This is a genomic window from Cupriavidus sp. 01L43, from assembly GCF_056399925.1.
Map to the genome: position 1 here is coordinate 238,080 of NZ_JBFTSH010000006.1, position 21,755 is coordinate 259,834.

Sequence of the window (21,755 nt, forward strand, 5' to 3'; positions counted from 1 at the left end):
CGTTCCAATGAACGCTATCGTCACGGCTTCGGCCGCTAACTACTTGGCTTCCTTGCCCGCGACGGCTGCAGACCGGTCACGATGCAGGAGGGATCATCGTTACGAAATGTCGACGATAGATCGTTCCCATGGAATCCCTACTTGTTTGGTTGGCTGTGACGCCGGTGTATGCTTTCACGCAAATACTCTTTCAGGGCGCTTGTATATGCCGACGATGTCGATGGCAGCCTCCGCTGCGGCAAGTCCTAATGCATCCGTTGCTGCGTCTGCGGCAACGGCGAAATCGCTGGCAGCTTCGGCCGTAGATTTTGCGACGTTGGTGAAACCGTTTACGCCGGACGCATTCGCCAACGGCTTTGCAACTCTGATTGGTGCACTGATCGGGGCGATGCTAGCCTATGTGCTACAACGCAAGTTTCAAAAGTCCATCGAGCATAGAAACTCGTTGTTGGCAGCTCACCGCCTGATGTTCTCATTGCTGCAACAGATCAATACCATTGTCCTTATCCAGCGTGACTACGTTTTCGCAGAGATCGACAATCGTGGAAGATTCCTCTCTATACCCGCGACGCCGCCATTCGATACAAACAAGAACGTCTTGGAAATCTCTGATCTGTCGTTCCTTCTCGAGGAAAAGAAGGGACGCGCGATTCTCTATGAGTTGTATATAGCGCAGGAAAACTACGTTGAAGCGCTCAACCAGTGGAACATGCGCTCCGATTTGCACCTAGGAAAAATCCAACCGGCGATGGCTGCCTCGAGGATTGTCAATGGGGCTGCAACTACCGAAGATGAGCTGCTCAATGCACTCGGGGTACAGCTACATGGATGGATAGTTAACTCCACCGACAATTGCATCTTGACGCTGAAGCGTGCGTTCCAGAAGTTGAAAGACGCAAAAATTAATACGCGCCAATACTTGACGCATCGTTTCAGAACCGACGATTTCCTAGACTTCGATTTCCCCGAGACATTCCGCTTAGAGGCCGCGTCGAACGGCGACGGATTGAAAAGTGAACGTAAGTAACGTGAGGATATGCCTCAAGCCATTAGGCCTCTGCCTGCGCCTTGGGCTCTTCCCTCGCGATGACTTCCCGCATGCTTTGCTCGATGACGGCACGTAAAATCCTCTCGTCGAGGTCGTGCCACGGATGCTTGTTATCTTCGGTTTCATTCGCAAAGTCGAAAGCGAACGGGTCATGCAATACGTAGGTGTCAATCTGCCGGATTCGATGGGCGTCCGCGTCGGACATTCCGACGTGACCGGTATCAGCGAGCGTCTTCTTAAACGCCAAGGGAAACAGCATCGATGCGAATGCAAGATGCGAACGGATTGGCCAAACGAAGCGGCTGGCATCACGCGAGATACCGTGTGCAGACTGACCGCGCACTCGGCAAAATTCGCGCGCCCATGCGTCTAGCGGCCTCGTTGCGTGCTGAAACTTCTGTTTCCAGGCATCAGCAAGCGGGCCGACACCTTGCAACTCTGCGTGGTAGGGAAACGTTCGGTCGAGCGCTTCTGTGAACTTCTTGCAGTTGCTGCTAAAGCCGAACAGCCATTCAAAAGCGCAGAGCGTCAAGACGACCTCGGTATGCTCTGAGATATCCGGCGAATCAGTATTTGCGGCGCAGTAATCTTCGATGGCATTGCGCGAGTGCGGCTGCATTTTGGGCAATTCCATCAACGCGCGCAGCAAGTAATCGTCAATATGGAACCACGAACTGCTGACATGGTGGGGGCGATGAAACGCAAATTCATCGTTGCTCCAACTATGCCGCCCGTAGCCGTCGCGCCGTCTTGTGCGAAACGCGAACCTAGTTGCGTCGTTTTCCCGATACCGCTGGATGACCAACCTGTAGGCATCGGTATTCGTGTAGGCCACAGTGAACAGTCGCCGCTTCGCAAGCGCTGCGAAGGCGATGAGTTCTTGGGACGCCCATAGCCCTTGCCACCGGTCCTCAATATCCATGCCCGTCTGCCAATCGCCGAACTCGACCAGGGTAGCGACTCGGATCGGGCGCCCCGGATGCTCGGCATACGCGCCGAGCACCGCGTCCATATCCTTCTGCGTCGCATGGGGAAGATCGCCCGGCGCGCTGCCGACTTCATAGGGAATTAGCCGAAGCGGCCCGAAGATCTGCGCTTCGTTGATGGCAACCCACGGGAAAAAGGCGATGGCCTTTGACATGGCGGCGGACGGCCGGATGGCGCCGGCCCGAGTGACGGTACGGCGATTCTACCGGCAGGGCTGGCCGCGCACACTTGCGACATCCGTACTTCTTACGGGTGTACGATGGCACAGTTTGCCCGATGGCGCCGTAGTAGAACGCGCAATATGAGGCAAGCACGAGCACGAGCACGAGCACGAGCACGAGCACGAGCACGATAGATTACGCGAGCTCGCAGCGGTGGCGCGTGTCGGGCCGTGTTCTGACCGTGGTTGTTTGGCTCCATGGTCGTGTGCTTGACATGGCAGAATTGGGGCCTTCCCCGACTTAGGAATTCGCCGTGCAACTACCGCGACTTACTCCTGACCAACTTGCCGAATTCCGGAAGATCAATGAGCGATTCGGCCATCTTGTGCGACTGCCCTCTCCCGAGACTTGGAAGTCCATGAGCGCACAGAAGATCTGGCTTCGCGTAGTGAGCCAGGTTGTAGTGGTTGGACGAGCGGCACCGGCAGAGCGCCTCAAAGACGAGGAAATGCAGCAGGCCCTCGACTTTGCGACCCTGTCCTCGATGCCCCCTGCCGGCGCGGCGAAGCGCATCGGCAAGGCGTTGGCACAGATCGGGACGAGAATGGTGCCGAAGGAACAGCCGGAAGCATCTCCGAAAGTGATAGCGCTCGCGAAGAACCTAACCTTTCTCAAGACGTACCCCGACGGGCCCGGTGGATTCATGCGGGACGTGGCAAAGCAGCCGACCTCTCAGGAGCGCTTGCGTTATGTGGAGAAGCATCTCGCCTACATCCGGAACAAAGGCGCCCGCGATTTTCTGACCACCGGATTTGGGCTGGTGATGGATCGTATCGCGCTAGATGTCCGTGTCATGGGGGTGGTGAATCGAATCGTTCCCGGTTTTCCGGCTAAAGTGCCACCGGCGGCCTATGAGGAAATTGAGCGCTATCTGATCAAGAACATATGTTTGCCGCTAGGCATCGAGCCAGCTCGCCTTGATCAACTGCTATTTCGCTTTCAGAAGCAGATCGTCGCGCAGTTGGGAGGTGGGTTTCCGCCTCTGGAGCTGAAGGACCAGAGCGCAAAAGAACTGCTGAGCCACTATCGGGCGGTCGTGGAAGAACTAAAGCGCCGGGAGATTTTCCCCCGGGAAGGCTAATGTAGAGGGGTTCGCGCACTTGTCGCACCCAAGGATTTTGGCTTGGCGGTAAAGCCGCCGAAGACCGAAGCGGCGGCAACTTCTGCGATCTTTGATTAGCAGTACCACTCGGCACATGTGTTTGGCCGCTTCACTTCAAAAAGAGACAGTGCGGCACTCTGTCGACGAACGACAGAGAAGGGTCGACAGCGGAAGTACCGCAGCGCGAGATGGCCGGCCGGATCGCCGGCCGGCGACAGACTTCCGAGTTCGGCCATAAGGCGCTATTGCCCACATGCTCGGCAGTCGTCTGCTTTGCCGTCATAGACGGACACAGAGGGCCTCATCGCTCGGCAAGCCACAAAATGGTACTGCGCGCGTCGGTGGTTCGAATTGACGAAATGCATTGCGCGCAGTCACGCTTGATATGAGTTTGTCGGCTGCACAGACGGAAGCCGCTGGTGGATGGGCCACTTTACGGGCCAATATGGCCAGGCTGCGTACCCAGATCTCCGTCCAAAGTTGCCGAAATTTGTCTCCAAAATGGATACGGTCTGACGCCTGATGGCGTCTTTATCGCCCCGATCGTCGTTAGTACAGTGGCTTCCATGGCGCCGATGCCGATCTCCGGACAAGCGCCACGCACCCAGTTACTCAACCCGAAGGGACCATCGCCATGAAACTCTATATCGCCCAAGCTACTTGCTCGCTCGCCGTTCAGGTCATCGCCAACGAACTGGGTCTGGAGCCCGAGCTGGTGCACTACGACGTGTTCGGCAAGAGCACGTCGGCCAATGACGATTTCAGCCAGGTCAACCCGCTCGGCTACGTGCCGGTGCTGGTGCTCGACGACGAGGCCAAGAGCCACCTGACCGAGACGATCGTCATCACGTCGTATCTGGCCGACCAGCATCTGGGCGCCGGCCTGATCCCGCAGCACGGCACGCTGGAGCGCGTGAAGTTCGACCAGTTGCTGACCTTCATCGCCACCGAGATCGCGCAGAAGCACATCCCGCTGATGCGCAAGCTGCAGACGGAGTTCGGCACCCAGTGGACACGCGACAAGCTGGTAACGGCCTACGCGACGCTGGACGCCCAACTGGCCGACGGCCGTGCCTACCTGACCGGTGACAAGTTCACCGTGGCGGACGCCTACGTCTGGGCCACGCTGTGGCACGAGCGCTCAGGCGCGCCGATCACGCACCTGAAGAATTTCTTCGACTACATCGCCCGCATCGAAGCACGCACTTCCGTGAAGAAAGCGCTCAAGGACGAAGCCGAAATGGTCGCCAAGCACGACGCATTAAAGGCCGCCGCCTGATCTCCTCCCTTCCGCGCAATGCCCGGAGCCCCTTCGGCTCCGGGAGACCGCGTCCCACACCATGTCAGCCAGCCTTGCCTCCACACTGTCGCTGATCACCGGTCCTGCCCTGCTGACCAATGCTTCCACGGTCCTGCTGCTGGGTGCGACTAATCGCCTGGGCATGGCCCTCGACAGGCAGGCCAGCAAGCCGGCAGTCGTGGACCTTGATGCCGCCCGTCGCGTCACGCTACTGCGGCGCGCGATGTTGTTGCTGCAGACTGCAGTCGGCAGCTTCGGCACCGGTACGCTGATCGCCATGCTGGGGCTGTGCATCGAGCAGACCATCGCACCCGGGGCGGACGCGCTCGCCAATCCGGCGGTGCTCTGCGCGGTCACCGTCGGCGGCATCGCGCTGATCCTCGGCGTCATCACCCTGTTTGTCGAAAGCTGGTCATTTGGGGTCGCCCCGCGGATTGTGCGTCGGGCAGGAAAACAGTTCCACGGTCCGGTCCGTGGATGCCACGACGGAAGGCCGCTATCGTGAATCCCAGGCTCTGACATTGGCTCGCCAGACCTGCATCCGACAACGCTCCGTTCTCCATCCTCCAACTGGCGTTGCGCTCGTCGGGCACTCCTGATCGGCCCGGCAAACGCCGGGCCGCTTTTTTCCCTCTCGCCGCCATGGCCTCGAAAAAAGTGGCGTCCCTTACGGAACGCCCCTCTTTCTCGGCAACGCTGCCCGTCAGCCAATGCGCTGGCTTGTGAATGCGGCGCGCAACTCTTCCACGAAGATCTTCGGCTGCTCGAACGCGGCGAAGTGGCCGCCCTTCGGCGCGCGGTTCCAGTAGAACATCCTGCTGTACGTCTGCTCGCACCAGTGGCGCGGGGGGGTGTAAATCTCGCCCGGGAACACCGTGACGGCAACCGGGATATCGAGCGGCACCGACGCAAACGTCAGGTCGGCGTTCTCCGCGTACATACGCGCCGACGAAGCGCCCGTATTCGTCACCCAGTAGAACATGATGTTGTCGAACATCTGGTCATAGGACAGCACGGATTCGGGATTCTCGTTGCTGTCCGACCATGCGGAGAGCTTCTCGTAGATCCATGCCGCCCACGGCTACCTGTTCGACCAGTTCTTCTGGCCGGGCACCAACAAGCGGACGGACCACTACGGCGGATCGCTCGACAACCGTATCCGGCTGGCCGTCGACACCGTGCGCGCGATCCGCGCCGCCACCGGGCCCGACTTCGCGATCTCCCTGCGTTTCTCGCAGTGGCGCGTGCAGGATTTCACCTCGAAGCTCTTCGAGACGCCGGCCGATCTCGAAGCCTTTGTCCAGCCGCTGGCGGACGCGGGCGTCGACGTCTTCCATTGCTCGCAGCGCCGGTTTTGGGAATACGAATTTGGCTCCGACCGCAACCTGGCCGGCTGGACCCGCAAGCTATCGGGCAAGCCGACCATCTCGGTCGGCTCGGTCGCCATGACGGGCGAGCACATCGATTCGCTGATGGGCCAGGACAGCGGCGTGGCCGGCATCGACCTGGTGCTGGAGATGATCGACCGGGGCGACTTCGACCTGATCGCCGTGGGCCGGGGGCTGCTGATGAATGCGGACTGGCCGCAACTGGTGCGCGGAGGCCGCCTGGACGCGCTCCGGCCGTGGAACCGGCAGGTCCTGTCGTCGCTGGCGTAAGCGTAGGCGTCGAGGCGGCGGCTCAGCCCTGCGCGGCTTCGTCGCGTAGGCTGTCAGCCAGGTGATTGAGCACGGCGCGCGTCTTTGCCGCCATCCGTCGGCCAACGGGGATGATCGCGTGGACGGGTGGGCCGTCGACGTCGGACGCCGGCAGGATATGGACCAGCCTGCCGGCCTGCACGTGCGGTTTCGCCACGCGGTCGAAGATCTGCGCGATGCCGAATCCGCTGATCGCCGCGTCGACGAGCGCCTGCCCGTCGGCGAGCACCAACACCGGCTCCATGACGATATCGCGCACATGCCCGTTGTCGGAAACGGTCCAGGCGCGATGGCGCCCGGTCGGGCCGCGAAAGATTACCGCGTCGTGGTGGCTCAGGTCCGCCACGGTGTGGATGGCGCCCTTGCGCTGGACATACTCGGGCGAGGCATACAGGCCAAGCCGGAGGTCGCAGAGCTTTCGCACCGTCATGTCGCCTTCGGCAGGCAGTTCTCCAATGCGCACGACGATGTCCCAGCCTTCGGCCACCGGGTCCGACATGCGGTCCGTCAGCGCCATGTCCAGGGTGACTTTCGGATAGCGGCGGCGAAGGGTCGCGAGGAAGGGCAGCAGCAGCCGGCCGAAGCCAGCCGGTACGTCCAGCCGGACGCGCCCGATCGGTTCGGCACGCCGCGCCGCCAGCGCCTGCTCGGCTTCGCGAAGCCCTTCCAGCGCGGCCTGCGCAGCAAGCATGTAGGTCTCGCCGTCCTCAGTCAGCCGCACCGCACGCGTGGTGCGCTGGAACAGGCGCGTGCCCAGCCGCTTTTCCAGGCGCTGGACGGCCTTGCCGACGTTCGACTTGCTGGTGCCGAGATCCTCGGCCGCGCGCGTGAAACTGCCAGTCTTGGCCACCGCCAGGAATGACTCGATGTCCTGAACCTGCGCTTCCACCCGATCCACCATTGTTTCCCTCTTGGCGACAAAGAAAATCAATTTGCGCAGTTTATCAGCCACGATGCAGCAACCACAATATCAGCACGCCCCCTCTTTCCTCCCACGCGCATGCTGACAAGAGAATCGCTCCAGTCCGGGCATTACCTCGACAACATCGAACTGCCCGCCGAGTTCCGCTGGACCCAGGACCGCATCGACGCCTCCCTGACGGACACCCTCGCGGACCGGCCCGACGACGGGGAGGATGTCTGGATCTTTGCCTACGGCTCGCTGATGTGGAATCCGCTGCTCGATTTCGACCGGCGGTCGGTCGCCACCCTGCACGGCTGGCATCGCAGCTTCTGCATGCGGAGCATCGCGGGCCGGGGCAGCCCGGAACGCCCGGGCCGCATGCTCGGTCTGGAGGCCGGCGGTTCGACGCAAGGCGTGGCCCTGCGGCTGGCGGCGGCGCGCCGCGACGAGGAGCTTGGCGTGGTATGGCGACGCGAGATGGTCGGCGGCTCGTACCGCCCGACCTGGGCAGCGGTCACGCTCGACGACGGCACGCAGACACAGGCCATCGCCTTCGTCGTCGACGCCGGCCGCCCGCTCTTCGAGCGCGACGCCTCGATCGCCACCGTGGCCCCGGTCATCGCGCGCGCGGCGGGTTCCTTCGGCAGCAATGCCGACTATGTCTTCAGGCTGGAAGACGCCCTGCGCGACAGCGGGCTGCGCGACGTCTATATCGAATCCCTTGCCGCCGAACTGCGGCGCCTGTTGCCAGAGGCATGACATGGACAAGTTTCATGCAATGCACGTGTTCACACGTGTCGTCGATACGAACAGCTTCTCGCGCGCGGCCGATACGCTGGGCGTGCCGCGCGGATCGGTCACGCGGGTCATCCAGGAACTGGAAGCCTTCCTGCGCGTCAGGCTGCTGAACCGCACCACCCGTAGCCTGAGCGTGACGTCAGAAGGCGCCGCCTACTACGAGAAATGCGTGCGCATTCTTGGCGAGGTGGATGCCGCGGAAGCCGAATTCGCCGCCATTACGCGCGCGCCGCGCGGGAAGCTGCGCGTGGACATGTCCGGCACGCTGGGCAAGCTGATCGTCGTGCCTGCGCTCAATGAGTTCCATACGCGCTACCCCGACATCGATCTCACGCTCGGCTTTGGCGACCGGCTGGTCGACCTGATCCAGGAAGGCATTGACTGCGTGATCCGGATCGGCGAACTGAACGACTCGACGATGATCGCCCGGCGCCTCGGCGTCTTCCAGCTCGTGACCGCGGCGAGTCCCGTCTACCTGGAGCAATACGGCAAGCCGGCCGACCTCGACGCGCTGCAGGACCATCTCGCCGTCAACTACTTCTCCACGCGCACGGGCCGCATGGTCAACCTCAATTTCCAGGTCGAGGGCAAGGCGGTCAATGTGAGGACGCGCTCGCGCCTGTCCGCCAACGATGGCGACGCACATCTGCAGTGCGGCGTGATGGGCCTGGGCCTGATCCAGGTGCCCCGCGTCATCGCCCAGCCCTTCCTCGACAGCGGCGCGCTCGTCGAGGTGCTGCCGGGCTTCCGTCCCGCCCCGCTGCCCATCTCCGCCGTCTACCCGCAGAACAAGCATCTGTCTCCGCAGGTGCGGGCGTTCGTCGACTGGACCGCCGAACTGTTCGCGCGCTGCCCCGCCGTGCAACCGAACTTCAGCGGCATCGGCCGCGCCAGGAAGGGGGCCGGGGAGGCGATTGCTCCAATTGCCGCATAAAAAGCGCGCTGCCTCGCCGATTTTTCCATTTACATGAATTCTCTTCCCTGCCAAAAGCGGCTGATCTTGAACGCGGCAAGCCGTACAGTGCGGGCATCCAAGTTCTCACTCCCTCCGCCTTGAAGCAGGGGCAAGGCGTCACCATGAACCCGAAGCTGGAAATCCAGGACGTACCGATTTCAGGACACGCGCAGCACATCGTGCTGCGCCACTATCGTCCTACGTTCGAGAAGCGGATGCTGCCGATCATCCTGTACTTCCACGGCGGCGGGTTCACGGATGGCGACCTCGACGAAGCCCACCAGCAGGCATCCGCGCTGGCCGAGGCCACCCCGGCATGGGTCATCTCGGTGGGATACTCGCTCGCCCCATCGCATCCCTTTCCGGCCGCGACGGAAGACGCCTACCTGGCCCTGGCATGGGCCGTGGACAACGCCCGGCACTTCAAGGCCGATGCGCGCCGCGTCGCCGTGGCGGGCCACGAGGCCGGCGGGAACATTGCCAACGGCCTGGCCGCGATGTGCCGGGACCGCAGCCGGGGGCCCCGCGACGCAACCGTGGGTGCGCTGGCGCTGGTCGCCCCGCTGCTCGATCCCAGCCTGACACGCATCGCGACGGCATCCGGCACGGACGCCATGCACCTCGATGCGGTGGCCGCCGCGCGCCGCTATCGGCAATGGCTGCCCCGCTCCGCCCTGCTGGTCCATCCCTATGCCGCCCCGCTGGAATCGTGCCGCCTGGGCGGCATGCCCCCGACGCTGATCGTCACGGCCGGCAACGACCCCTTCCGTGTAGAAGGTGAAAGCTATGCCGGCAAGCTGATCGCCGCCGGGGTGCGCACGGAAGCCACCCGGCACCACGGCATGTGCCATCGCGACCTTATCCGCCATCCGCAGGCCGTCGACGAAGTCGCCGACTTTTTCCGACGACTCCTCTGATCCATCCCTGCGGCCGCGCGGCCAACGCCAGGCGTCGCCATCGAGTACCCGTCACATCGCGACCTCAATTGTCTCCCCAATGGACACAGTGAATCCACATCTCGATCCTTTATCCGCAAAACAATGACAACCATACTGATTTCAAAGGCGAGCCACAGCGAATCTTCGCCCTCGACTCTGTGAACAATTGATTGGAGCTTTTGACATGAACGCCAACCGCAAACGGCTTTCCGTCGCACTGGGCACGCTGTTAGTCCTGGGTGCCATCGGTGCCGCCACCCATCACTTCGGCATCGACGCCAGCCCCGTCGCCACGGCGCAAGCCGACGCCAGCACGCCACCGGCCGCCGACGTGGACGTCGCCAGCGTGGTCGCCCGCCAGATCACCGAGTGGCAGAGCTACTCGGGCCGGCTGGAAGCCATCGACAAGGTCGACATCCGTCCGCTGGTACCGGGCAAGATCGTTGCCGTGCACTTCAAGGACGGCCAGCTCGTGAAGAAGGGCGAACCGCTCTTCACGATCGACCCGCGCCCGTATCAGGCGGAAGTCGACCGCGCCGCCGCGCAACTGGCCGCTGCCGAAGCACGCGCCGCCTACGCATCGAGCGACGCCGCGCGTGCGGACCGCCTGATCGGCAGCAACGCCATCGCGAAGCGCGACTACGACGAGAAGCAGAACGCCTCCCGCGAAGCGTCGGCCAGCGTCAAGGCCGCCCGCGCCGCGCTGGACGCCGCCCGCGTGAACCTCTCCTACACCGACGTCGTCGCCCCGGTCGCGGGCCGCGTGTCGCGCGCCGAACTCACCGTCGGCAACATCGTCTCGACGGGCGCCAGCGCCCCGCTGCTGACCACGCTGGTGTCCGTGTCGCCGATGTACGCCTCGTTCGAGGTCGACGAACAGACCTACCTGCGCTACCTGCGCGGCACCGGCAAGAAGGACGTGCCGGTGGAACTGGGCCTGGCCGACGAAAGCGGCTACTCGCGCACGGGCGCCATCGTCTCGGTCGACAACCGTCTCGATGTCTCGTCCGGCACGATCCGCGTGCGTGCGCGCTTCGACAACGCCGATGGCGCGCTCGTGCCGGGCCTCTATGCCCGCGTGAAGGTCGGCGGCGGCCAGCCGCGCGACGCCGTGATGATCTACGACGCCGCCGTGGGCACCGACCAGGCCAAGAAGTACGTGCTGGTGGTGGGCAAGGACAACCGCGTCCAGTACCGCGAAGTCAAGATCGGCAACCTCCACGACGGCCTGCGCATCGTCGAGAAGGGCTTGCAGGCAGGCGACCAGATCGTGGTCGGCGGCATGCAGCGCGTGCGTCCCAATGACGCCGTGAAGCCCCGCGCCGTGAACATGGTTGACGTTGCGCGCGTCACGAAGCCGGCGGCCTGATCGGGCCAGCCCACGGAGTTCATCATGAACATCTCCAAGTTCTTCATCGACCGCCCGATCTTTGCGGGCGTCCTGTCGGTGGTGGTGTTGCTGGCCGGCCTGATCGCGCTGGTGCAGTTGCCCAGCGCCGAATATCCGGAGGTGGTCCCGCCTTCCGTAATGGTCCGCGCCCAGTATCCGGGCGCCAACCCGAAGGTCATCGCCGAGACGGTGGCGTCGCCGCTGGAAGAGAAGATCAACGGCGTCGAGGACATGCTCTACATGCAGTCGCAGGCCAACAGCGACGGCAACATGACCACGACGGTGACCTTCAAGCTCGGCACCGATCCGGACAAGGCGGCGCAGCTCGTGCAGAACCGCGTCAACCAGGCGCTGCCGCGCCTGCCGGAAGACGTGCAGCGGCTGGGCGTGACCACCGTGAAGTCGTCGCCGACGCTGACCATGGGCGTCAACCTGGTCTCGCCGAACGGCAAGTACGATCTGACCTACCTGCGCAACTACGCGCTCATCAACATCAAGGACCGACTGGCAGGGGTGCCGGGCGTCGGCGAAGTGGTGCTGTGGGGCGCGGGTGACTACTCGATGCGCGTCTGGCTCGATCCGCAGAAGGTGGCCCGTCAGAACATGACGGCCAGCGACGTGGTCAAGGCGATCCGCGAGCAGAACGTGCAGGTGGCCGCCGGTATCGTCGGCGGCGCGCCGATGGCGACCAATGTGCCGATGCAGCTCTCGATCAACGCACAGGGCCGCCTGAAGACAGAGGACCAGTTCCGCCACATCATCCTGAAGACGAATCCGGATGGCGGCGTGGTGCGTCTTTCCGATGTCGCCCGTGTCGAGCTGTCGTCGGCGGAATTCGCGCTGCGTGCACTGCTCAGCAACAAGGAAGCCGTCCAGATCATCATCTTCCAGCAGCCGAATGCGAACTCGCTGCAGATTTCCGACGATGTGCGCGCCATCATGGCCGACCTCCAGAAGGAAATGCCCGAGGACGTGCGCGCCGATATCGTGTACGACCCCACGCAGTTCGTGAAGGAGTCCATCGACGCCGTCATCCACACGCTGTTCGAGGCCATCGCGCTCGTGGTGCTGGTGGTGATCGTGTTCCTGCAGACCTGGCGCGCGTCGCTGATTCCGCTGCTGGCCGTGCCCGTGTCGATCGTCGGCACCTTCGCCCTGCTGCTCGGCTTCGGCTTCACGATCAATGCGCTGTCCCTGTTCGGCCTGGTGCTCGCCATCGGGATCGTGGTGGACGATGCAATCGTGGTGGTGGAAAACGTCGAACGCAACATCTCGGAAGGGCTGACGCCGCGCGAGGCCACGTACAAGGCCATGCAGGAAGTGAGCGGCCCGATTGTCGCCATCGCGCTGACGCTGGTGGCCGTGTTCGTGCCGCTGGCCTTCATGAAGGGCCTGAGCGGCCAGTTCTACCAGCAGTTCGCGATGACCATCGCGATCTCGACGGTGATCTCGGCCTTCAACTCGCTGACGCTGTCCCCCGCACTGGCCGCGCTGCTGCTGAAGGATCACCACGCACCGAAGGACGCGCTGACACGCGGCATGAACAAGGCGTTCGGCCCGTTCTTCGCGTGGTTCAACAAGGCGTTCAACCGTGGCTCGGATTCGTACGGCAAGGGCGTGGGCGGGGCCATCAAGCGCAAGACGGTGATGTTCGCCATCTACGGCGTCCTGCTGGCCGGCGCCATCCTGATGGGCAAGGTCGTGCCAGGCGGCTTCATTCCCGCCCAGGACAAGGACTATCTCGTCAGCATCGCCCAGCTTCCGCCGGGTTCGTCGCTGGAACGCACCGAGGAAGTGGTGCGCAAGATGACCGAGATCGCGCTGAAGCAGCCGGGCGTGGTCGGTGTGCCGGCCTTCCCGGGCCTGTCGGTGAACGGCCTCAGCAATTCGTCGAGCAGCGGCCTCGTCTTCTCGGTGCTCAAGCCGTCGAAGGAACGCGCTCCGGGCGAATCCGCCGACGAAATCGCCGCCGCACTGAACGCTAAATTTGCCGAAGCCATCAAGGACGCCGTGACCGGCACATTCCCGCCCCCGCCGGTGCAGGGTATGGGGACTGTCGGCGGCTTCAAGCTGCAACTGGAAGACCGTGGGGCGCTCGGTTACGAGGCGCTCAACGATGCGGCGCAGGCGTTCATGAAGGCCGCCGCCAAGGCGCCTGAACTGGGCCCGATGTTCTCGAGCTACCAGATCAACGTTCCGCAGCTCGACGTCGACCTGGACCGCACCAAGGCCAAGCAGCTCGGCGTGAACGTGACCGATGTGTTCGACACGATGCAGATCTACCTGGGGTCGCTGTATGTGAACGACTTCAACCAGTTCGGCCGCGTGTATCAGGTGCGTGCCCAGGCGGATTCGCAGTTCCGCGCCACGGCCGCCGACATCCTGCAACTGAAGACGCGCAACGCCGCCGGCGAGATGGTGCCGCTGTCGTCGCTCGTCACGGTGTCGCCGACGTACGGCCCGGAAATGGTGGTCCGCTACAACGGCTTCACCGCCGCCGACATCAACGGCGGTCCGGCACCGGGCTACTCGTCGGGCCAGGCCAAGGCCGCCATCGAGCGCATCGCGGCCGAAACCCTGCCGCGCGGCATCGCCATGGAGTGGACGGACCTGACCTATCAGGAAGTGCTGGCCGGCAACGCCGCGTTCTGGGTGTTCCCGATCAGCGTGCTGCTGGTGTTCCTGGTGCTGGCCGCGCAGTACGAAAGCCTGACGCTGCCGCTGGCCATCCTGCTGATCGTGCCGATGTCGATCCTGTCCGCGCTGCTTGGCGTCTGGGTCACGCGGGGCGACAACAACATCTTCACGCAGATCGGCCTGATGGTGCTGGTGGGGCTATCGGCGAAGAACGCGATCCTGATCGTGGAATTCGCCCGGGAACTGGAAATGCAAGGCCGCAGCATCGTGCAGGCCGCCATCGAGGCCAGCCGCCTGCGTCTGCGCCCGATCCTGATGACGTCGATCGCTTTCATCATGGGCGTGGTGCCGCTGGTGATGTCGACCGGTGCCGGTGCCGAGATGCGGCGCGCCATGGGTATCGCGGTGTTCTTCGGGATGCTCGGCGTGACGCTGTTCGGCCTGCTGCTGACCCCGGTCTTCTACGTGGCGCTGCGCAAGCTGACTGGCGGCAAGCCGATCGTCGACAAGCATCACACCCATACGCAGCCGTTGCACGGCGCGGCCCCCGCCGCCCCGTCGGCCGAGTAAGCCTGGACGCAAGGAGAACATGATGAACAAGATCGCTTTCAAGCCCGGCACACGGTGGCTGGCAAAGGGTTCGATGCTGATGGCATCCCTGCTCGTCCTGGCCGGGTGCTCGCTGGCCCCCACCTACGAGGTGCCGGAAGACCAGGGCCAATCGGTGGCCTTCAAGGAAGCCTCGCCGGACTGGTCGCGCGCCGAACTGAAGAAGGAGGAAGCCGGCGCATGGCAGGTTGCCAGCCCGTCGGAAGCCCTGTCCCGTGGCGAATGGTGGACGATCTTCGGCGACGACAAGCTCAACGCGCTGGAACAGCAGGCGCTGGAGGCGAACCAGAATCTCAAGGCCGCCGCCGCGCGGCTGAAGGAAGCCCGCGCCATGGTGCAGGCGGCCAAGGCGGGCTGGTTCCCGACGCTGGATGCGGGCTTCGGCCCCACCCGGCAACAGACCTCGGCCGCATCCCAGTTCCAGCCGGACGGCACGAATATTCCGCAGCAGACGCTGTGGCGCGCGCAGGCCAGCGCTTCGTATGAAGTGGACCTGTTCGGCCGCGTGGCGTCGACGGTGGATGCCTCGAAGGCCGATGCGCAGCAAAGCGACGCCCTGTTCCGCTCCGTCCAGCTCGCCTTGCAGGCGGATGTGGCGCAGAACTACTTCGCGCTGCGGGGTCTGGATGCCGAAGCCGAAGTCTTCACGACCACCGTGAAGCTGCGCGAGGAAGCGCTGAAGCTCGTCGAACGGCGCTTTGCCGAAGGCGATATCAGCGAGCTGGACGTCTCCCGCGCGCGCGCCGAACTGGCCACGGCCCGGTCGGATGCGATGACGGTGCAGCGCCTGCGTGCCGCGTCCGAGCACAGCCTTGCGGTGCTGCTCGGCAAGGCCCCGGCCGAGTTCTCGATGCCTGCCACGCCACTGCAGGCCGTGAATGTGCGGATTCCGGCCGGTCTGCCTTCGTCGCTGCTGGAACGTCGCCCCGACGTCGCCGCAGCCGAGCGCGCCATGGCGGCCGCCAACGCCCGCATCGGGATCGCCAAGGCGGCGTTCTTCCCGTCGCTGACGCTGACCGGCATGGGCGGCTTCGAGTCGGCCACGCTGGGCGACCTGTTCAAGTGGAGCAGCCGCGCGTTCCTGTTGGGGCCGCTGGCCGGCACGGCGCTGAATATCCCGATCTTCGATGGCGGCCGGCGCACGGCCAACCTGGACAACGCCCGGGCTCGCCACGAGGAGGAAGTCGCCAAGTACCGCCAGCAGGTGCTGACGGCGTTCCGGGAAGTCGAGGACAGCCTGTCCGACCTGCGCATCCTGGAAGCCCAGACGGGCACGCAGTCGGACGCGGTGGCCGCGGCATCCCGCGCGGCGGACATCTCGCGCACGCAGTACACCGAAGGCGCCGTGAACTACCTCGACGTCATCGACGCAGAGCGCACGGCGCTGCAGACGCGCCAGAGTGCGGTGCAACTGCAAAGCGTGCAGGCCGCCGCCACCGTCAACCTGATCCGCGCGCTCGGTGGCGGCTGGGATGGGCTGGACAAGCCCGCCCCGGCCGCCGCAGACGCACCCGTCGCCCAACGCTAGCCGCCACGGCAGCACATTCGCCCACTCACTCGTCCGTCCTTGTCCTGCCGCTGCCATCCGAGGCACCGGCAGGCGGGAGGGGCGTTCCTTCACGTCATTCCGATCTACTCATGACTACCCACCATCGCCATGCCGAAGGGCATGGCAAGTCGCTAATCCTGGCCTCGGTATGCCTGGCGGCCATCGTCCTGCCGCTGTCGTTCTCGGGCGGCGCGGTTTCCACGCCCGCCATCGGCCGCGAACTCGGCGGCAGCGCCACCTCGCTGACCTGGATCACCAACGCGTTCATGCTGAGCTTCGGCAGCCTGCTGATGGCCGCGGGCGCACTGGCCGACGTCTTCGGCCGCAAGCGCATGTTCTCGACCGGTATCGGTCTGTTCGCACTGTTCTCGCTGGCCCTGGCCGCCGCGCCGTCGGTCTTCTGGATCGACGTATTGCGCGCGCTGCAAGGCATCGCCGCCGCCGCCGCACTCTCGGGCGGCTCGGCCGCGCTGGCCCAGGAATTCGAAGGCCATGCGCGCACCCGCGCGTTCAGCATGCTGGGCACGAGCTTCGGCATCGGCCTGGCATTCGGCCCCCTGCTGGCCGGCACGCTCATCAGCACGCTCGGCTGGCGTGCCGTGTTCCTGTCGACGGCCATCACCGGCCTCATCGCGCTGATCTTCGGCGCGCCGCGCATGCGCGAGACAAAGGACCCGAACGCGCAGGGCGTGGACTGGCCCGGCACGATCACCTTCACGGCCACACTGGTGCTCTTCACGTATGGCGTGATCGAGGCACCGGAACTGGGCTGGACTGACCCGCTGGTCATCACGCTGTTGGCCGCCTCGGCGCTGATGCTGCTGGTCTTCGTCGTGGTCGAGACGCGCGTGAAGCGTCCGATGCTGGACCTGTCCCTGTTCAAGTACGCGCGCTTCATCGGCGTGCAGATGCTGCCGGTGGGCACCTGCTACTGCTACATCGTGCTCATCATCATGCTGCCGCTGCGCTTTATCGGCGTGGTCGGCCTGAGCGAAATCGACGCGGGCATCCTGATGATCGCGCTGTCGCTGCCGATGCTGGTGGTGCCGGCGGTGGTGGCCACGCTGACGCGCTGGGTGTCGCCCGGTGTGCTGTCGGGTATCGGATTCCTGATCGCGGCGGCCGGCCTGCACTGGCTCAGCACGGTTGACGTCCGCGCCACCGGCATGACGGTGGCCCTGCCGATGCTGCTGATCGGCGTGGGCGCCGGCATGCCGTGGGGCCTGATGGACGGCCTTTCCGTCAGCGTCGTGCCGAAGGAGCGCGCCGGCATGGCCGCGGGCATCTTCAATACGACGCGCGTGGCCGGCGAAGGCATCGCCCTGGCCATCGTCAGCGCCATTCTGGCCGCGCTCGCCTACACGAGCCTGACGGCCGTGGCCGGTGACACGGCGGGCATCAGCGCCGCACGCCTTGCCGAAGGCGCCCAGCGCCTGGCGACGGGCGACCTCGCCCACGCCGTGTCCGCGCTGCCGGAAATCGGCGCGGACCGTCTGCTGGCGGGCTACGGCGATGCGTTCGAGAGCCTGCTGCACATCATGACGGTGATTACCGTGCTGTCGGCCGGCGCCGTCTTCGGCTTCCTGAGCCGCACTGGCGACAGCAACGACGACGACGCACTCGGCGCCGCCGAGCAAACCGGCGTCTGACGCCTCAATGGAGAACATCATGTCCGTGAATCTGGAAAACAAGGTGGTGGTCATCGCCGGCGGTAGCAGCGGCATCGGCCTGGAACTGACGAAGCAGGCCGTCGCACTCGGCGCGCATGTCCACGTCGTGGGCCGCTCGGCCGAGCGGCTGGCGCTCGTGCAAGCAAGCCTGGGCGCCAGCGTGACCACGCATTGCGCCGATATCGGCGTGGAAGCCGAAGTGGAAGCGCTGGCCCGCGCGATCCCGAAGGTCGACCATCTGGTCACCACGGCCGCCGCGCTGGTCTTCAAGCCCTTCCTGGAAACGACGCGCGCCGAGATCGACGCGATGCTGGGCTCCAAGCTGCTGGGGCCGATCCATCTGGTCCGGCATCTGGCGCCGCGCCTCGCCAGCGACGGTTCGATCACGTTCTACAGCGGCCTGGCCGCCTACAAGGCCAACGCGGGTGCCAGCATCGTGGCGGCGGTCAACGCCGCGCTCGACGGCCTGGCGCGCACGCTGGCCGTCGAGCTGGCGCCGATCCGCGTCAACGTCGTGTCGCCGGGCGTGGTCGATTCCCCGACCTGGGACTTCCTGCCGTCCGACGCCCGTGCCGGCGTGCTGCAAGGCATCGGCGAGGGCCTGCCGGTCGGCCGCGTGGGCACGGCATCGGAACTCGCGCAGGCTGGCCTCTTCCTGATGGCCAACGGCTTCGCGACGGGAACTGTGCTGCAGATCGACGGCGGTGCCAACGCCTGATGCGCTGTTGAGTAAATCTGAAAACTGTTGCCCACGGCAGGCACTTCAATCGCCGGGGCGGAGCCGCTACAGTAGGTTCCGGGTACCGTTCTCTCTCCCGGTGCCCGGAGCGCGTGCAAGGGCGCTCGTTTTCTCCTCCGGATGGGCCACGCATGAGTCCAGATGCGTGGCCGCATGGGTCAGCGCAGCGCGAGCTGCGCTTTTTTTGCCCGCCAACGATACCGGGTCGTAGCCCTCCAAGCCTGCCATCAATTTGCTTTAATCCACGCCGCTTTCCGCGCCAGTCGGCCGTTTCACCATTGGCCGGCCGGTTCATATTGCCGCATTCTGATCTGCACGGGAAACGGCGTCTCGGGCGTATATCGATACATCGTGCCCAGCCAAAACGGAGATTCTTAGGGGAGATGCGCATCGGCCTCGATATGAAGCTCGAATTACTAGATCATGGAGGCAGAAGCACAGTCAGCATTCCCTCCAGTCCGGCTCGCAGCGACCGAACTGCACCACTCTACGGTCATTGAAGGATGTCAGTACGAACGCCTGCTTTGGGTCGGAAGTCGCCGCTGGCGCCGGCGAGCCCCGTCCCAGCTAGCCCGGCGGCCGAGTCCGGCCAGATGCAGACATCTATCGCCCAAACATCGATGTCCGGTTCGCTCCGAGAAGCGGACATCGATCCTGCACAGTAATGCAGCCGAGCCTTAGAACTTGTGTCGCAGGCCGACCGACACACCCAACATCGACGACTTGCCATTGGCCAGGACGTAACTGTTCCCCAGTGCGAGACTGTTCGCGTAGGCAATGGCGGCAGAATCGAACATCAGGCCGGCATTCTTCGCATAGGCCGCCGACAGATACATATCGGTTCGCTTCGAAAAGTTATAGTCGGCAATCAGATTGACTTGCCACGGATTAGAGACGTTCGTATTGCCGAAGACGTTTTTCACCCTGTCGTAGTCATATTCGAGGGTCAGGCTGAATGCGGGTGTCACTTGGTAGATTCCGCCCACCCAGAAAAAGTCATCCCGACCTATAGTGGCGCCTGCGGGGTTCTTGTTCTGGCCCCATCGGTAGCCGCCCATGACGCGACCCCAAGGCAAGCTGTAGCTGAGCGCCGCCGTAGCTTTCCTGAAGGTGCCGCTACTGACGCTTGTCGCGGTGCCCATCGTCGGATTGAACTGGTCGTACGCGATAACCGCCCAGACTGATCCGCCTGTGTAGGCCAACGACGCACCATAGGCGCTATCGCGACGCGCCTGGCCCGGAATCTCGCCGTTGCCACCCAGTGCCAGCCCGGCCGCAGCCACCTGCGGCAGCGCCACGCCGGTGCCGAATGAATAATGTGCGATGCCGGTGAACGCTCCGTATGTCCCGCTGTACTTGATCGTATTGTCTTCGCGGAAGTTCGCCCCGGTAAACAGCGTGATCGGTTCATACTGCGTGGCAAAGTACGCTGGCACAAAATTTACGATGCCATCAAACAGCGACGTATATTGGCGTCCGAGACTCAACTGACCATACCGGGCGCTTTTCAGGCCAACGAACGCCTGACGCCCGAACAATCGGCCAGATTGCTGCATGGTTCCGGTATCCCCATTGAAACCATTCTCGAGTACGAACACGGCCTGGGTGCCATTGCCCAGGTCTTCGACCCCGCGAATCCCCCAGCGCGATCCGGACAGCCCGCCCGAATTCATACGCACCACATCGTGCGCCTGGCCGCCGTTGAAACCATTGGCGGCGTTCGGCACCACGCCGACGTTGTTCACGTACTCGATACTGGCATCCACCACCCCGTAAAGCGTCACGCTCGACTGCGCCCACGCGGAGCAAGAACAAGCGAGTAACGCCACTGCAGCAAATCGACTCAGTTTCACCACTGTCTCCTTTGTTGTTGTACACATCTGGCTGCGTGAATCGACAACACGTCTTTCGTACGGACGAACGGCGGCACGCCCTCTCGGGCGCGCGGTATGCGGAAATGGGATAGAGGTGCCGCTAGCGGATGGGGATGACTTGCGACGGATCGGACGTGGGCCGCTCTCGCCCCACCGGAATCCACGCCAGGTCGCGACCGACGATGACTTTTCCGGAAAACCCGCGACTCGCGGCAGTCCATCTTGCCGAATCGCTATCCGCCGGCGCCAGATGCGACAGCACCAGCGTCTTCACGTGCGCGGCCTCGGCAATCGCACCGACCTCTTCGGCGGCCGTGTGCGAATGAACAAGGTGGTGCGCCTTCGCCTCCTGCGCGGCGTTGCGTGGCGGTGGATAGAGCGAATCGACCCACGCTGTGTCGATGACTTCATGCACCAACACGTCAGCGCCCTGAGCCAGGCGAATCAGGTTGTCGTTACGATTTGTGTCGCCAGAGAACACCACAGATCCGTCCCGGGTATCGAATCGGAATGCAAAGGCAGGGAAAACCGGAGCATGGTTCACCAGGGTCGCCGTCACCTTCACGTTCTCGTCACGATAGATTTCCACAGGCTCCATCGGCGGTGCCGGGTCGCGATTGGGGTCTTTTACAAGCCCGGGAGGCAGCGCGATGTCCGCCACTTCCACCCGGGTGTATGGATTCGGCTTGCGGCTGTCGAGGATGTTGTCGTTGATGTCGGCAGCGAAGGCCCGGTACATGGCATCGGTCATTTCCCGGGTGCCAGGCATCGGCCGATCCGGTGCAACGACCTCACCAATGCCTGCCTTACCACCACTGGCAGGCGGCAGCACACCCCGCGGCCCGGGTCCAAAGACCTTGAGCGTCTGTTTGCGCTCCGCGAGTCCGTCCGACGCCCCGAACAGGACCAGGGCCGGGTAGTCGACGATATGGTCCGCATGCAAATGGGTGACGAAGGCCGCGCGCAACGACTCGAGACCACGCGCCGGGGCCGGAGCGCCAAGCCCGGCCTGGAAATAACGACGCAGCCACCCTTCCCCAAAATCGACCAGATACACCTGTCCATCCACGACCACCGCTGACGAAATGCCCGCCGACTGCACGCCACGCCAGGACGTTCTACCGCCCGCCGTACCCAGCAATACCAGGCTGGTGCCAGGCCGTTTCAGGGTTGGCGCCATGGTTTCCGCCACGGGCTGTCCGCCGGCGGACTGCCCCGTCATCGCAAGCGCCACCCCCAAACCGATACCCACATGCCAACGAACCCACGCGCGCCAGGCATTCGACCGGCAGAAAATCTTGAGCATTATTTGTCTCCATACAGGAAGAGTCAGCGGG

18 protein-coding genes are annotated in these 21,755 nt (G+C 64.0%); 13 read left to right on the forward strand and 5 right to left on the reverse strand.

What is annotated here, in order from left to right; all coding sequences use genetic code 11:
• Positions 1-220: 220 nt before the first annotated feature.
• The gene (locus AC1DP9_RS13350; RefSeq protein WP_477107620.1) at positions 221-1,027 is read left to right on the forward strand and encodes a hypothetical protein; all 807 of its coding nucleotides are present in this window, start codon (positions 221-223) and stop codon (positions 1,025-1,027) included.
• A 22-nt stretch (positions 1,028-1,049) separates the two neighbouring features.
• Here the strand turns inward: AC1DP9_RS13350 and AC1DP9_RS13355 are convergent, their stop codons facing one another.
• On the reverse strand, positions 1,050-2,189 hold the full coding sequence (locus tag AC1DP9_RS13355) for a hypothetical protein (RefSeq protein ID WP_477107621.1): 1,140 nt from the start codon (positions 2,187-2,189) through the stop codon (positions 1,050-1,052).
• A gap of 425 nt (positions 2,190-2,614) precedes the next feature.
• Here AC1DP9_RS13355 and AC1DP9_RS13360 point away from each other — a divergent pair, with 425 nt between their 5' ends.
• The 3 genes from AC1DP9_RS13360 (at position 2,615) to AC1DP9_RS13370 (ending at position 5,163) form a co-directional block, all read left to right on the forward strand.
• A complete protein-coding gene (locus AC1DP9_RS13360; protein ID WP_477107622.1) occupies positions 2,615-3,337 on the forward strand; it encodes a hypothetical protein in 723 nt (240 codons plus the stop codon).
• A 655-nt stretch (positions 3,338-3,992) separates the two neighbouring features.
• Positions 3,993-4,637, forward strand: a complete 645-nt coding sequence (locus tag AC1DP9_RS13365) for a glutathione S-transferase family protein (protein ID WP_061959246.1) — start codon at positions 3,993-3,995, stop codon at positions 4,635-4,637.
• A 61-nt stretch (positions 4,638-4,698) separates the two neighbouring features.
• On the forward strand, positions 4,699-5,163 hold the full coding sequence (locus AC1DP9_RS13370) for a hypothetical protein (RefSeq protein WP_477107623.1): 465 nt from the start codon (positions 4,699-4,701) through the stop codon (positions 5,161-5,163).
• Between the two features lie 198 nt (positions 5,164-5,361).
• Here AC1DP9_RS13370 and AC1DP9_RS13375 read toward each other — a convergent pair whose 3' ends face one another.
• Entirely contained in the window at positions 5,362-5,673 is a 312-nt protein-coding gene (locus AC1DP9_RS13375; protein WP_477107624.1) for a hypothetical protein, read from the reverse strand.
• A 70-nt stretch (positions 5,674-5,743) separates the two neighbouring features.
• On the opposite strand from AC1DP9_RS13375, the gene AC1DP9_RS13380 reads away from it, so the two are divergent.
• Entirely contained in the window at positions 5,744-6,316 is a 573-nt protein-coding gene (locus AC1DP9_RS13380; protein WP_477107662.1) for an oxidoreductase, read from the forward strand.
• A gap of 22 nt (positions 6,317-6,338) precedes the next feature.
• On the opposite strand, the gene AC1DP9_RS13385 is transcribed toward AC1DP9_RS13380, so the two are convergent.
• Entirely contained in the window at positions 6,339-7,256 is a 918-nt protein-coding gene (locus AC1DP9_RS13385; RefSeq protein ID WP_477107663.1) for a LysR family transcriptional regulator, read from the reverse strand.
• A gap of 99 nt (positions 7,257-7,355) precedes the next feature.
• Here AC1DP9_RS13385 and AC1DP9_RS13390 point away from each other — a divergent pair, with 99 nt between their 5' ends.
• From AC1DP9_RS13390 to AC1DP9_RS13425, 8 genes are all read left to right on the forward strand, one after another.
• Complete coding sequence (locus tag AC1DP9_RS13390; protein WP_477107625.1) at positions 7,356-8,018, forward strand: gamma-glutamylcyclotransferase; 663 nt, start codon at positions 7,356-7,358, stop codon at positions 8,016-8,018.
• 1 nt (position 8,019) lies between these two features.
• Positions 8,020-8,991 (forward strand): LysR family transcriptional regulator, encoded by a 972-nt coding sequence (locus AC1DP9_RS13395; protein ID WP_477107626.1) that lies wholly within the window; start codon positions 8,020-8,022, stop codon positions 8,989-8,991.
• A gap of 143 nt (positions 8,992-9,134) precedes the next feature.
• On the forward strand, positions 9,135-9,929 hold the full coding sequence (locus AC1DP9_RS13400; protein WP_477107627.1) for an alpha/beta hydrolase: 795 nt from the start codon (positions 9,135-9,137) through the stop codon (positions 9,927-9,929).
• A gap of 205 nt (positions 9,930-10,134) precedes the next feature.
• The gene (locus tag AC1DP9_RS13405; protein ID WP_477107628.1) at positions 10,135-11,319 is read left to right on the forward strand and encodes an efflux RND transporter periplasmic adaptor subunit; all 1,185 of its coding nucleotides are present in this window, start codon (positions 10,135-10,137) and stop codon (positions 11,317-11,319) included.
• Positions 11,320-11,343: 24 nt separating this feature from the next.
• Positions 11,344-14,547 (forward strand): efflux RND transporter permease subunit, encoded by a 3,204-nt coding sequence (locus AC1DP9_RS13410; RefSeq protein ID WP_477107629.1) that lies wholly within the window; start codon positions 11,344-11,346, stop codon positions 14,545-14,547.
• Positions 14,548-14,569: 22 nt separating this feature from the next.
• Positions 14,570-16,114 carry an efflux transporter outer membrane subunit gene (locus AC1DP9_RS13415; protein ID WP_477107630.1) on the forward strand — a complete coding sequence of 515 codons (1,545 nt, stop codon included), beginning with the start codon at positions 14,570-14,572 and terminating at the stop codon, positions 16,112-16,114.
• Positions 16,115-16,224: 110 nt separating this feature from the next.
• Positions 16,225-17,784: an MFS transporter gene (locus AC1DP9_RS13420; protein WP_477107631.1), complete on the forward strand. Its 1,560-nt coding sequence runs from the start codon at positions 16,225-16,227 to the stop codon at positions 17,782-17,784.
• A gap of 19 nt (positions 17,785-17,803) precedes the next feature.
• Positions 17,804-18,523, forward strand: coding sequence for an SDR family oxidoreductase (locus AC1DP9_RS13425; RefSeq protein WP_477107632.1), 720 nt, complete (start codon positions 17,804-17,806; stop codon positions 18,521-18,523).
• Positions 18,524-19,221: 698 nt separating this feature from the next.
• Here AC1DP9_RS13425 and AC1DP9_RS13430 read toward each other — a convergent pair.
• Complete coding sequence (locus AC1DP9_RS13430) at positions 19,222-20,397, reverse strand: porin (RefSeq protein WP_477107633.1); 1,176 nt, start codon at positions 20,395-20,397, stop codon at positions 19,222-19,224.
• A 121-nt stretch (positions 20,398-20,518) separates the two neighbouring features.
• Positions 20,519-21,724 (reverse strand): MBL fold metallo-hydrolase, encoded by a 1,206-nt coding sequence (locus AC1DP9_RS13435; protein ID WP_477107634.1) that lies wholly within the window; start codon positions 21,722-21,724, stop codon positions 20,519-20,521.
• Between the last annotated feature and the right edge of the window lie 31 nt (positions 21,725-21,755).

What these genes read in the sequence shown, in the direction of transcription:
- AC1DP9_RS13350 (WP_477107620.1), top strand. Translation starts at nt 221, where the DNA reads ATGGCAGCCTCCGCTGCGGCAAGTCCTAATGCATCCGTTGCTGCGTCT.
- AC1DP9_RS13355 (WP_477107621.1), bottom strand. Translation starts at nt 2,189, where the DNA reads ATGTCAAAGGCCATCGCCTTTTTCCCGTGGGTTGCCATCAACGAAGCG.
- AC1DP9_RS13360 (WP_477107622.1), top strand. Translation starts at nt 2,615, where the DNA reads ATGAGCGCACAGAAGATCTGGCTTCGCGTAGTGAGCCAGGTTGTAGTG.
- AC1DP9_RS13365 (WP_061959246.1), top strand. Translation starts at nt 3,993, where the DNA reads ATGAAACTCTATATCGCCCAAGCTACTTGCTCGCTCGCCGTTCAGGTC.
- AC1DP9_RS13370 (WP_477107623.1), top strand. Translation starts at nt 4,699, where the DNA reads ATGTCAGCCAGCCTTGCCTCCACACTGTCGCTGATCACCGGTCCTGCC.
- AC1DP9_RS13385 (WP_477107663.1), bottom strand. Translation starts at nt 7,256, where the DNA reads ATGGTGGATCGGGTGGAAGCGCAGGTTCAGGACATCGAGTCATTCCTG.
- AC1DP9_RS13390 (WP_477107625.1), top strand. Translation starts at nt 7,356, where the DNA reads ATGCTGACAAGAGAATCGCTCCAGTCCGGGCATTACCTCGACAACATC.
- AC1DP9_RS13395 (WP_477107626.1), top strand. Translation starts at nt 8,020, where the DNA reads ATGGACAAGTTTCATGCAATGCACGTGTTCACACGTGTCGTCGATACG.
- AC1DP9_RS13400 (WP_477107627.1), top strand. Translation starts at nt 9,135, where the DNA reads ATGAACCCGAAGCTGGAAATCCAGGACGTACCGATTTCAGGACACGCG.
- AC1DP9_RS13405 (WP_477107628.1), top strand. Translation starts at nt 10,135, where the DNA reads ATGAACGCCAACCGCAAACGGCTTTCCGTCGCACTGGGCACGCTGTTA.
- AC1DP9_RS13410 (WP_477107629.1), top strand. Translation starts at nt 11,344, where the DNA reads ATGAACATCTCCAAGTTCTTCATCGACCGCCCGATCTTTGCGGGCGTC.
- AC1DP9_RS13415 (WP_477107630.1), top strand. Translation starts at nt 14,570, where the DNA reads ATGAACAAGATCGCTTTCAAGCCCGGCACACGGTGGCTGGCAAAGGGT.
- AC1DP9_RS13420 (WP_477107631.1), top strand. Translation starts at nt 16,225, where the DNA reads ATGACTACCCACCATCGCCATGCCGAAGGGCATGGCAAGTCGCTAATC.
- AC1DP9_RS13425 (WP_477107632.1), top strand. Translation starts at nt 17,804, where the DNA reads ATGTCCGTGAATCTGGAAAACAAGGTGGTGGTCATCGCCGGCGGTAGC.
- AC1DP9_RS13435 (WP_477107634.1), bottom strand. Translation starts at nt 21,724, where the DNA reads ATGCTCAAGATTTTCTGCCGGTCGAATGCCTGGCGCGCGTGGGTTCGT.